Consider the following 13,564-nt stretch of genomic DNA (forward strand, 5'->3'; position numbering starts at 1 on the left):
TCCTGAATGACTCATTCAAGACCTTCGCGCGAGGCCGCGCGCGAAGTCTAGGGATTTGCGGGTGCCCCATGCGTTTCACTCGAGGCGACCACGCCGCGAACCTGGAGGTACCTGGTGGCACTGTCTTCGGACAAGGACAAGGTCGTCGAAGCGCTCCGGGCGTCCTTGCGGGACAACAAGCGGCTGCGGGAGCAGAACGACCGGCTCGCGGCCGCCTCCAGGGAACCGATCGCCGTCGTCGCGATGAGCTGCCGCTTCCCCGGCGGGGTCGACTCACCCGAGGCGTTGTGGGATCTTCTCCGCACAGGGACCGACGCCATCACCGGCTTCCCCGCAGACCGCGGCTGGACCGCCGGCGAGCTGGCCGGCAGCAACACCGCCGAGGGCGGCTTCGTCGACAAAGCCGCCGACTTCGACCCCGGCTTCTTCGGCATCTCGCCGCGCGAAGCCCTCGCCATGGACCCGCAGCAGCGCCTGCTCCTGGAGGTCTCCTGGGAGGCCTTCGAACGCGCGGGGCTGGACCGGAACGCCCTGAAAGCCAGCGACACCGGCGTGTTCATCGGCTGCAGCAACCAGGCCTACGGCTCCACCGACCTCGACGCCCTCCCCGACGAGGTCCGCGGCCACCTCCTCACCGGCAGCGCCGTGTCGGTCGCGTCCGGGCGGATCGCCTACACCTTCGGCCTCGAAGGCCCCACCGTCACCGTCGACACCGCCTGCTCGTCCTCGCTCGTCGCGCTGCACCTCGCCGTGCAGGCCCTGCGCGCGGGGGAGTGCTCGATGGCACTCGCCGGCGGCGTCACCGTCATGGCCACGCCCGCCGTGTTCGTCGAGTTCACCAGCCAGGGCGGGGTTTCCGCGTCCGGGCGTTGCCAGTCGTTCGCCGACACCGCCGACGGCACCGGCTGGGGCGAGGGCGCCGGCGTGCTGCTCGTCGAGCGGCTGTCGGACGCCCGCAGGAACGGCCATCCGGTGCTCGCGGTCCTGCGCGGCTCCGCGGTCAACTCCGACGGCGCGTCCAACGGCCTCACCGCCCCCAACGGCCTTTCGCAGCAACGCGTCATCCGCGCCGCGCTGGCGAACGCCGGCCTCAAACCGTCCGAAGTGGACGCTGTCGAGGCGCACGGGACCGGCACCACACTGGGCGACCCGATCGAGGCCCAGGCCCTCCTGGCCACCTACGGACGGGACCGTGAGCACCCGCTCCGGCTCGGCTCGATCAAGTCCAACATCGGGCACACGCAGGCCGCCGCCGGTGTCGCCGGCGTGATGAAGATGGTCCTGGCCCTGCGCCACGGCGAGCTGCCCCGAACCCTGCACGTCACCGAGCCATCCACCCAGGTCGACTGGACGCGCGGCTCGGTCGAGCTGCTGACCGAGCACACCGCGTGGCCCGAAACCGGCGCGCCCCGCCGGGCCGGGGTCTCGTCGTTCGGCGTCGGCGGCACCAACGCCCACGTCGTCCTCGAAGCCGCCCCCGCCCCCGCGCCCGAGCAAACCGAAGCGCCGCAAGGAACTTCGACCTGGGTGCTGTCCGCCCGCACCGCCGAAGCGTTGCGCGAGCAGGCCGATCTGCTGCGCAAGCACGTCACCGAAGACGTCCGGCCGGGCGACGTCGGCCTGTCGCTCGCTACCGCCCGCACGGCCTGGGAACACCGCGCCGCCGTGGTCGGAAGCACCGTCGAAGACCTGGTCCGCGGCCTGGACGCACTCGCGGACGCGACGCCGTCGGCCGAGGTCGTCCAAGGCGTCGCCACGCCGATGGGCAAGACCGCCTTCGTCTTCCCCGGCCAGGGTGCGCAGTGGGCGGGGATGGCCGTCGGCCTACTCGACGAGCCCGTCTTCGCGGCCCGGGTCGCCGAGTGCGAGGCCGCGCTCGCACCCCACGTGGACTGGAAGCTCACCGACGTCCTGGGCGACACGGACGCGCTGGCCAGAGTAGACGTCGTGCAGCCGGCTTCCTGGGCCGTGATGGTTTCCCTGGCCTCGCTGTGGCAGTCGGCGGGCGTGAAGCCCGGCGCCGTCGTCGGGCACTCTCAAGGTGAGATCGCGGCCGCCGTCGTAGCGGGCGCACTGTCCCTTGAGGACGGTGCGCGCGTGGTCGCGCTGCGCAGCAAGCTCATCGCCGAGCGGCTCGCGGGCAAGGGCGGGATGGCCTCGGTCGCGCTGTCCCTCGCCGAGATCACCGCCCGGCTGGACGAGCGGATCAGCGTGGCCGCGGTGAACAGCCCGGGCTCGGTCGTGCTCTCCGGCGAGCCTGAAGCGCTTGACGAGCTGATCGAAACCGTTGCCGCCGAAGGAATTCGAGCTCGCCGGATCCCGGTGGACTACGCGTCGCACTCCGCACACGTCGAGGCCATCGAGGACCAACTGCTCACCGCGCTCGCCCCGATCATCCCGCGCGAAGCCGCGATCCCGCTCCACTCTTCGGTGCTCGGCGAGCGGATCGACACCAGCGCCATGGACGCCGGCTACTGGTACCGCAATCTGCGTCGGACAGTCTTGTTCGACGCTGCCTTGCGCGGCCTCGCCGCGGCGGGGTTCACCACGTTCGTCGAGGTGAGCGCCCACCCCGTGCTCGCCGCCGCCGTCGAGGAGACCTTGGACGAGCCGGTCGTCGTCGGCTCGCTGCGCCGCGGGGAGGGCGGCCTGCCGCGCTTCCTGACGTCGCTGGCCGAGCTGTGGAGCCGCGGTGCCGCGGTCGAGTGGGCGGGGCTCTTCCCCGGTGCGCGGATCGTGGATCTGCCCACGTACCCCTTCCAGCGTGAACGCTACTGGCTGACCGCCGCCGAGAAGGCCGCCGGCGCGGCCGACGACCAGTTCTGGTCCGCTGTGGACAGTGGCGACGTCGACGCGCTGGCCGGCTCCCTGAACGTGGACGCGACCGCGCTCGCCGACGTCCTGCCCGGTCTCGCGCAGTGGCACAAACGCCGGCACGACCAGTCCGTCGTGGACGGTTGGCGCTACCGCATCGCGTGGCAGCCGACGACCTTGTCCGAAAAGGACCTCAGCGGACGCTGGCTGGTCATCGCTCCCGCCGGATACCCGGCAGGCGACCTCGTCGAGGGCTTGGCCGCGCACGGCGCCGAGCCGGTCCTGTTGACCGTCGAGCCCGGCGCGGGGCTCCCGGAGCTGCCCACCGAAGGCGTCGCCGGCGTCCTGTCCTTGCTCGCCTTTGCCGACGACGGCCTCTACACGACCATCGAGCTGGTCCGGGCGGTGGCCGCGCCGCTGTGGCTGCTGACCCGCGGCGCCGTCTCCACCGGCCGCTCCGACCGGCTGACCGACCCCGGGCAAGCGCAGGTCTGGGGCCTGGGCCGCGTCGCCGGCCTGGAACACCCGGACCGCTGGGGCGGCCTGGTCGACCTGCCCGAAGACCTCGACGAGCGCGCAATCGGCCGCCTGGCCCGGGTGCTCACCGAGGCGAGCGAGGATCAGGTCGCGATCCGCGCGTCCGGGGTGCTCGTCCGCCGCTTGGTCCCGGCGCCGCTCGGCCGTACCGCACGGGAATGGCGGACGAGTGGAACCGCGCTGATCACCGGCGGTACCGGCGCCCTCGGCGCGCACGTGGCCCGCTGGCTGGTCGAAGCCGGCGCCGAACACCTCGTCCTCACGAGCCGTCGGGGTCCTGACGCCGACGGCGCCGCCGAGCTGCGCGAAGAGCTGACGGCGCTCGGCGTCGAGGTGACCATCGCCGCCTGCGACGTCGCCGACCGCGACGCCCTGGCCACCCTCCTCGCCGACATCGAGCCCCGCACCGTCGTGCACGCGGCCGGCGTGGGCCGCTCGGCCGCCCTGGCCGACACCGACCACGCCGAGGTCGCCGACACGATGCGCGCGAAGGTCGCGGGCGCCGCGAACCTGGACGCGCTGCTCACCGGCGACCTCGACGCCTTTGTGCTGTTCTCCTCCAACGCGGGGGTCTGGGGTGGCGGCGGCCAGGGCGCGTACGCCGCGGCCAACGCCTACCTCGACGCCCTGGCCCAGCACCGCCGGGACCGCGGTCTCCGCGCGACCTCCGTGGCGTGGGGCGCCTGGGCGGGCGCGGGCATGACCGCCGACGGCTCCTCGGAGCAGCTGCGCCGCCGGGGCATCCGCGCGATGGACCCCGCGCTCGCGCTCACCGCGCTGCGGCAGGCCTTGGGCGCGGACGAGACCTTCCTGGCCGTCGCGGACATGGACTGGGCCCGGTTCGCGCCGGCCTTCACCGCCGCCCGCCCGCGGCCGCTGCTCGACGAACTGCCCGAGGTTCGCCGCGTCCTCGAAGCCGAGCCTGTCGTCGCAGCCGATTCTTCCTTCGCGCAAAGGGTTTCCGGCTTTACCGAGGCCGCGCGAGTGGAGGCGCTGCTCGACCTCGTGCGCGCCGAGACCGCCGCCGTCCTGGGCTATCCCGGGCCGGGTTCGGTCGACCCCGACCGGGCGTTCCGCGACCTGGGCGTGGACTCCCTGATCGCGCTGGAGGTGCGCAACCGGCTCGTCGCGGCGACTGGGCTCAAGCTGCCCGCCGTCGTGCTGTTCGACCACCCGGACCCGCGGCGGCTCGCCGCGCTGCTGGGGCACAAGCTGCTCGACGCCGGCCCCGTGGCGGCCGATCAGCTTGTGTCCCGGGTGGACACCGACGAGCCGATCGCCATCGTCTCGATGGCGTGCCGCCTGCCCGGCGACGTGCGTTCGCCGGAAGACTTGTGGGACTTGGTTTCCGCGGGCGCCGAGGGCCTGACGGCCTTTCCGGTGAACCGCGGCTGGGACCTCGACGGTGTCGGCGGCTTCGTCCACGACGCCGACGAGTTCGACGCCGGCTTCTTCGGGATCTCACCGCGGGAAGCGGTGGCGATGGACCCGCAGCAGCGGCTGCTGCTGGAGAGCGCGTGGGAGGTCTTCGAGCGCGCCGGGATCGACCCGCGTTCGCTGCGCGGCAGCGCGGCCGGCGTGTTCGTCGGCTGCGGCACGCAGGGCTACGCGACCGGCCACACCGAGGCGGCGGAAGAGGTCGAAGGGCACCTGCTCACCGGGAACGCCGGCGCGGTCGTGTCCGGCCGGGTGTCCTATGTGCTCGGTCTCGAAGGCCCCGCGGTGACCGTCGACACGGCGTGCTCGTCGTCGCTGGTGGCGCTGCACCTGGCCGCCCAGTCGGTCCGCTCCGGCGAGTCGTCGATGGCGGTGGCCGGCGGTGTGACGGTGATGGCGACGCCGGGCGCGTTCCAGGAGTTCGCCAAGCAGGGCGGGCTGGCCGGCGACGGCCGGTGCAAGGCTTTCGCCGACGCGGCGGACGGCACCGGCTGGGGCGAAGGCGTCGCGCTCGTGCTGGTCGAACGCCTTTCGGACGCGCGGCGGCTCGGCCACCCGGTGCTCGCGCTGCTGCGCGGGTCGGCGATGAACCAGGACGGCGCGTCGAACGGCCTGAGCGCCCCGAACGGCCCGTCACAGCAGCGCGTGATCCGCGCGGCGCTGGCGAACGCGGGCCTGGCACCGTCCGATGTGGACGCCGTCGAGGCGCACGGGACGGGCACGGCGCTGGGCGACCCGATCGAGGCACAGGCGCTGCTGGAGACGTACGGCCAGAACCGGGACCGGCCGCTGTGGCTCGGCTCGGTGAAGTCCAATGTGGGCCACACGCAGGCCGCGTCGGGTGCGGTCGGCGTGCTCAAGATGATCCTCGCGATGCGCGGCGGAGCCCTGCCGAAGACACTGCACGTGGACCGGCCGTCGGACCGGGTGGACTGGACGTCCGGCGAGGTGCGGCTGCTGACGGAGGCCCAGGATTGGCTCGTAGGCGACCGGCCGCGCCGCGCGGGTGTCTCGTCGTTCGGTGTCAGCGGGACCAACGCGCACGTCATCCTCGAAGAGCCGCCGGCTGTCCCGACTGTCCACAGTGAACCTTGCACCGACGTCGTGCCGTGGGTGCTGTCCGGCCGGACCGAGCAGGCGGTGCGCGACGCCGCCCGCGGACTACCGGACGGCGACCCGCTGGACATCGCGCTCGCGCTGGCCGCGAGGTCGACCTTCGAGTACCGGACCGTAGTCGTGGGACACGGTCGCGACGACCTGCTCGCCGGGCTCGACGCGATGACCCCCGGACTGGCAGAGCCGGGCAAGACGGCGTTCCTGTTTTCCGGCCAGGGTTCGCAGCGGGTCGGGATGGGCGCGGAGCTGTACGAACGGTTCCCGCTGTTCGCGGACGCGTTCGACGCGGTGTGCGCGCTGATCGACTCTTCGCTGGACCGGCCGTTGCGTGAGGTCGTCTTCGGGAATTCCGAGCTGCTCGACGAGACCGGCTACACGCAGCCCGCCTTGTTCGCGATCGAGGTCGCGTTGTTCCGGCTGCTGGAGTCGTGGGGCGTGGTCCCGGACCACGTCGCCGGCCACTCGATCGGCGAGCTGGCCGCGGCGCACGTCGCCGGGGTGCTGTCCATCGAGGACGCTTGCCGGCTAGTGGCCGCCCGGGCGGGCTTGATGCAGGCGCTGCCCGCGGGCGGGGCGATGCTGGCCGTGGAGGCCACGGAGGACGAGGTCTCGGCGGTCCTGACCGACGGCGTCGGCCTGGCTGCGGTGAACGGACCGTCGTCCGTGGTGGTCTCCGGCGAGGCCGACGCGGTCGGGGTGGTCGAGGCGCACTTCGCCGGGCTGGGCCGGAAGGTCCGGCGGCTCACGGTGTCGCACGCGTTCCACTCCGCGCTGATGGACCCGATGCTGGCCGAGATCGCTCGCGTGGCCGCTTCCCTGTCCTTCGCCGCGCCGAAGATCCCGTTGGTGTCCACTGTGTCCGGACGGCTCGCCGGAGACGAGATCCTGACCCCGGAGTACTGGGTGCGCCAGGTCAGAGAGACTGTCCGGTTCGCCGATGCTTCGGAAGCCCTCGCCGGGCTCGGCGTCACGCGGGGCCTCGAACTCGGACCCGATGGTGTGCTGTCGGCGCTGGCGGCCTTCCCCGCGGTTCCGTTGCTGCGCAAGGACCGTGCCGAATACCGGAGCCTGCTCACCGCCCTGGCCGACACCCACACGCGGGGCCACACCGTCGACTGGCGGGCGGTCCTGCACGCGGCGCACCCCGGCCGTCCCGGCGGGGTCGTCACCTTGCCGACCTATCCGTTCCAGCGCACGCGCTACTGGCTGGAGACCCGGCCGGCGCCGGACGCGCGGTTCTGGGCCGCCGTCGAAAGCGGTGACCTCGAGGCCTTGACGACCTGGCGTGAGCGTGGCCAAGCCCCGGTCGGCCAGTACGAAGTCACCTGGCAGCCGGTACCCGACCCCGGCCCGGGCGCGCTTTCCGGCCGGTGGCTCGCGGTGGTGCCCGTCGGCACCGGCCCGCACCTCCTCGACGACGTTCTCGAAGTCACCCCCGCGGACGATCGAGCCTCCCTCGCGGCGCTTCTACGGGGCCGGGAACTCACCGGCGTGGTGTCTACTTTGGACGTCGAAGGTCAGCTCGCCCTCGTGCAAGCCTTAGGGGACGCGGAGATCGACGCACCGCTGTGGTGCGTCACCCGCGGCGCGGTCGCCGCGGCCGAGGGTGACGTGCCGGACCCGGCGCAGGCGATGGTCTGGGGTCTCGGGCACACGGTCGCGCTGGAGCACCCGCACCGTTGGGGCGGTCTCGTCGATCTGTCGGCCGACGCCGACGAGGAGACGTTCCGCGCGATCCTGGGCGGCGCGACCGGCGAAGACCAGGTCGCCGTCCGCGGGACGCAGGTACTGGCCCGCCGGCTCGTCCGGCGCACCGCACGGCCGGCGACCCCGTGGCAGCCGAGCGGCACGGTCCTCGTCACCGGCGGCACCGGCGCCCTCGGCCGGCACGTCGCGAGGTGGCTGGCCGGCGCCGGGGCCGAGCGTCTGGTCCTGACGAGCCGCCGGGGTCCCGACGCCCCCGGTGCCGAGGACCTCGTGGCCGAATTGACCGAACTCGGCGCCCGGGTCGACGTCCTGGCCTGCGACGTCACCGACCGAGCCGCGCTCGAAGCGACCCTGGCCTCCGTCGGCGACCTCACCGCCGTCGTGCACACCGCCGGCGTCATCGCCGACGGCGTCCTCGAAGCGCTCACCCCCGAACGCCTGGCCGAAGTCGTCGACGCCAAGGCCGTTTCCGCCCGGCACCTGCACGAACTCACCGCCGGACTCGAGGCGTTCGTCCTCTTCTCCTCCTGCGCGGGCACCTTCGGCGCGGCCGGCCAAGGCAACTACGCCGCCGCCAACGCCTACCTCGACGCCCTCGCCGAACAGCGTCGCGCCCAAGGCCTGGCCGCGACGTCGATCGCCTGGGGACCCTGGGCCGACGGCGGCATGGCCACGGCGGCCGCCGCCGAGGAGCACCTCGGCCGCACCGGGCTTGCCCCGCTGCGGCCCGACCGGGCGATCGCCGCGCTGCGGTCCGCGATCGACAGCGGCCGCGCGGCCGTCACCGTCGCCGACGTCGACTGGGAGCGGTTCGCGGCCGCGCTCACCGCGCACCGCCCGAGCCCGCTCATCGCCGGCCTGCCCGAGGTGCGGCAGCTCACACCGGCCACGACGGGCTCGCTCAAGCTCGCCGGACTGTCCACGACGGACGCCGACCGGCTGCTGCTCAAGCTGGTCCGCGAGCAGGTCGCCCTGGCCCTCGGCCACCGCTCGGCCGACGACGTCGCCGCCGGCCGCACCTTCAAGGAACTCGGCTTCGACTCGCTGACCGCCGTCGAGCTGCGCAACCGCCTGGACACCGCCACCGGGCTGCGGCTCCCGGCCACCCTCGCGTTCGACTACCCGACGGCGACGGCCCTATCCGCGTACCTGCGCACCGAATTACTGGGAGACGCCGAGGCCGAACAGGCTGTGGTCGTCCAGAACACCGACGAGCCGATCGCCATCGTCGGCATGAGCTGCCGGTTCCCCGGCGGAGTCCGGAACCCGGACGAACTCTGGACCCTGCTCGCCGACGGCCGTGACGCGGTCTCGGAGTTCCCCGCCGACCGCGGCTGGGACACCGACGCCCTCTACGACCCCGATCCCGACCACAACGGAACGACTTACGTGCGCGAAGGCGGTTTCCTGGCCGGCGCCGACCAGTTCGACGCCGAGTTCTTCGGGATCTCGCCGCGCGAGGCGCTGGCCATGGACCCCCAGCAGCGGCTGCTGCTGGAAGCGTCCTGGGAAGCCCTGGAGCAGGCAGGCATCGACCCCTTGTCCGTGCGTGGCGCGCCGGTCGGGGTATTCGCCGGGACCAACGGACAGGACTACACCGCGGCGCTGCACTTCGGCGAGGAGAGCGTCGACGGTTACCTCGCCACCGGCAGCGCGGGCAGTGTCCTTTCCGGACGGATCGCCTACGAACTGGGACTCGAAGGCCCGGCGATGACCGTCGACACGGCGTGCTCGTCGTCGCTCGTCGCCCTGCATCTCGCCGCCCAGTCGCTGCGCGCGGGCGAATGCTCGCTGGCGCTCGCCGGCGGCGTGACGATCATGTCGACTCCAGGCCTGTTCGTCGAGTTCAGCCGGCAGCGCGGCCTCGCTTCCGACGGCCGGTGCAAGGCCTTCGCCGACGAGGCGGACGGCACCGGCTGGGGCGAAGGTGTCGGCGTCCTGCTCGTCGAACGGCTTTCCGACGCGCGCCGCAACGGCCACCCGGTGCTCGCGATCGTCCGGGGCAGCGCGGTCAACCAGGACGGTGCGTCCAACGGCATGACCGCGCCGAACGGCCCGTCGCAGCAACGGGTGATCCGGGCGGCGCTGGCGAACGCGGGCCTGGCGCCGTCCGATGTGGACGCCGTCGAGGCGCACGGGACCGGCACGACGCTGGGTGACCCGATCGAAGCGCAGGCCCTGCTGGCGACTTACGGCCGGGACCGCGACGCGGACGAACCGCTGTGGCTCGGCTCGATCAAGTCGAACGTCGGGCACACGCAGGCCGCGGCCGGCGTCGCCGGGGTCATCAAGATGGTCCTCGCCTTGCGGCACGGCGTGCTGCCCGCGACCCTGCACGTCGGCCAGCCGTCGCGGCACGTCGACTGGGACAGCGGCGCGGTGTCGCTGCTGACCGAGCCGCGGCCGTGGCCCGAGCGTGAAGGACCGCGCCGCGCCGGAATCTCGTCGTTCGGTGTCAGCGGCACCAACGCGCACATCATCGTGGAGCAGGTTCCCGAGCGCCCCAATGTGGCCTTCGGTGCGTTAGACGCACCGAAGGGCCCCTTGGGTGCGTTGAACGCAACCAAGGCCACATTGGGGCGCTCGGTGCCCTGGGTGATCTCCGCCCGAACGGTAGCCGCGGTCCGCGACCGGGCCGCCGCGCTGGCCGACGTACCTGGGAGCGTCGCCGAGATCGGCTGGTCGTTGATCAGTACTCGCTCCCAGTTCGAGCACCGCGCGGTCATCCTCGGTGACCACCGCGACGGGCTGAGCGCACCCGGCTCGGCGGTGGTCACCGGGACCGCGAGTGCCGCGGGCGAGACAGTCTTCGTCTTCCCGGGTCAGGGTGCGCAGTGGGTCGGGATGGCGGTCGAGTTGCTCGACGAGCCGGTCTTCGCGGAACGGATTGCCGAGTGCGCCGCCGCGCTGGCCCCGCACGTGGACTGGTCGCTGACCGACGTCCTCAGCGACGCGGACGCACTGGCCAGGGTCGACGTCGTGCAACCGGCGTCATGGGCCGTGATGGTCTCTCTGGCCGCACTCTGGCGGGCGCACGGGATCGAGCCCGACGCCGTCGCCGGGCACTCCCAGGGCGAAATCGCGGCCGCGGTCGTCGCAGGTGGACTGTCTCTTGAGGACGGTGCGAAGGTCGTCGCATTGCGCAGCAAGGAGATCGCCGCCGGGCTCGCGGGCCAAGGCGCCATGGCCTCGGTCGCGCTCGACGCCGAACGCGTGACGGACGTGCTGCCGGAAGGCGTCGCGATCGCGGCCTACAACAGCCCGACCTCCACCGTGGTCTGCGGCGACCCGACCGCACTGGACGAGCTGATCGCCCAGTGCGCGGAAAAGGACATCCGGGCCCGCCGCATCCCGGTCGACTACGCCTCCCACTCCGTTTACGTCGAGGGCATCCGCGACGAACTTCGCGAAGTCCTGGCGGGTCTGAACCCCCGCACGGGCGACGTCCCGTTCTACTCCGCGGTGACCGCCGAGCCGGTCGACACCGCGACCCTCGCCGCCGGCTACTGGTACCGGAACCTGCGTGAGCCGGTCCGCTTCCTCGACACGACCCACGCGCTCGTCGAGCGGGGACACCGGTTTTTCGTCGAGGTCAGCCCGCACCCGGTACTGCTCAGCGCGATCCAGGAGACCCTCGACGACACCCCGGGCGTCGTCGTCGGGACGCTGCGACGCGGCGAAGGCGGCCCGCAAAGGTTCCTGACCTCGGTCGCCGAGCTGTGGACGCAGGGACACGACGTCGACTGGCGGACGTTCGTCCCGGAGACGCGCACGGTCGGCCTGCCCACCTACCCGTTCCAGCACCGGCGCTTCTGGCCGAAACGCGCGCAGGCCGTAACGACCGGTGACCCGGTCGACGACCGGTTCTGGGAAGCCGTGGAACGTGAGGACCTGGCGTCGATCGCCGACACCCTCGCCATCGCGCCGGAACCCCTCGGCGACGTCCTGCCCGCGCTCGCGTCCTGGCGCCGCACTCGGCTCGAGAGATCCACTGTGGACGGCTGGCGTTACCGCATCACCTGGAAACCCCTAACCATTGAAGAAAAGTCTTTGGACGGCACCTGGCTGGTCGTGACGCCGGAAGACGGCGACCACGCGTGGCTCGACGCGGCGCGGCGGGCCGTCGAGGACGCGGGCGCCACCGTCGTCCCGATCACCGTCGGCGCCACCGACCGCGCCGCGCTCGGCAAGAGCCTGGTCGACCTCGCCCCGGTGGACGGCGTGCTGTCCCTGCTCGCACTGGACCGGGCCGCGCAAGAGAAGCTTCCGCGCGGCCTCGCGAACACTTTGCTCTTGACCCAGGCGCTCGGCGACGCCGGGATCGCCGCCCCGCTGTGGCTCGCCACGGCGGGCGCGGTGGCCACCGGCCGAGCCGACACCGTGACCGACGCGGCGCAGTCCCAGGTCTGGGGGCTGGGCCGGGTCATCGGCCTGGAGCACGCCGACCGCTGGGGCGGCCTCGTCGACCTGCCCGAAACCACCGACGAGCACGACCGGCAACGCTTGACCGGCATTCTGGCCGGGGCGGGCGACGAGGACCAGGTCGCCGTCCGGGCGGCCGGGGTACTCACCCGCCGCCTCGTGCCGGCCCCGCTCGGCGACGGCGCCCCGGCCCGCGACTGGCGGCCGGACGGCACCGTGCTGATCACCGGCGGCACCGGCGCGCTCGGCGCCCACGTCGCCCGCTGGCTCGCCGGCCGTGGCGCGCAGCGTCTGGTGCTCACCAGCAGGCGCGGCGACGCGGCACCCGGCGCGGCCGAACTCCGCGAGGAACTGGCCGCGCTCGGCGCCAACACGACGATCGCCGCGTGCGACGTCGCCGACCGCGCGGCCCTGAAGGCGCTGCTCGACGAGCTGGACGAGCCCGTGCGGGCCGTCTTCCACGCGGCCGGAATCGTGCGGGGCACCGCCCTCGACGACACCGAGCTGACCGAGTTCGCCGAAGTCGTGAAAGCCAAGGTCGCCGGCGCCATCCACCTCGACGAACTCCTCGACGACCTCGACGCGTTCGTGCTGTTCTCCTCCAACGCCGGCGTCTGGGGCAGCGGCGGGCAAGGCGCGTACGCCGCGGGCAACGCCTTCCTCGACGCGCTCGCCCAGCGACGCCGGGACCGCGGGCTCACCGCGACGTCGGTCGCGTGGGGCGCCTGGCAGGGCGCGGGCATGGCGGGCGACAACGACGCCGAGGAGCACCTGCGCCGTCGCGGCGTGGGCGCGATGCCGCCGGAGCGGGCGCTGCTCGCGCTGGGGCAGGCGATCGACCGCGACGAGACCGTCCTCACCGTCGCCGACGTCGACTGGGAGCGGTTCGTGCGGGGCTTCACCGCCGCGCGCCCGCGTCCGCTGCTCGACGACCTCCCCGCGGTCCGCCGGGCCATCGAGGCCCAGCCAGCCGAAGCCGAGACGGCCGACTTCGCGGGCCGGCTGACCGGCCTGCCGCCCGTCGAACAGGAGCGGGTGGTCCTCGACCACGTCCGCGACGCCATCGCCCGGGTGCTCGGCCACGCGGGCGCCGAGGAGATCGACGCGAACCGGCCGTTCAAGGAGATCGGCTTCGACTCCCTGACCGCGGTGGAGCTGCGCAACCGCTTGCGCGGGGCGACCGGGCTCAAGCTGCCCGCCACGCTCGTCTTCGACCACCCGACACCGTCGGCGCTGGCCGGGTTCCTGCTCTCGGCGCTGGTCGGCGACGAAGTCTCGGTCCTGGGGGAGCTGGACCGGATCGAGGCGCTGGTTTCAGGGGTTTCCCCAGACGATGACACCTTTGGCCAAATCACCAGTCGACTTCAGACCATGCTGAACAAGCTGGGAGAAGCGCGGGCGCCCGAGGGGCGCCCTCGGGCCGCCCAGCAGCTCGAAGGCGCGACGGACGACGAAATTTTCGACTTCATCCACCGGGAGCTCGGCAGGTCGTAATGCCCTCGCCGGTGGAGGACCACAGGCGAGGGCGCTG

Annotated in this window: 1 protein-coding gene; it reads left to right on the forward strand. The window is 73.0% G+C overall.

The genetic code is table 11. From position 1 onward, the window contains the following. The first annotated feature begins 114 nt into the window (after positions 1–114). Positions 115–13,527 (forward strand): type I polyketide synthase, encoded by a 13,413-nt coding sequence (locus AB0M59_RS41095; protein ID WP_364626719.1) that lies wholly within the window; start codon positions 115–117, stop codon positions 13,525–13,527. Positions 13,528–13,564 lie beyond the last annotated feature (37 nt).

It is taken from the genome of Amycolatopsis sp. NPDC051371 (assembly GCF_040682155.1).
Lineage (GTDB): Bacteria > Actinomycetota > Actinomycetes > Mycobacteriales > Pseudonocardiaceae > Amycolatopsis.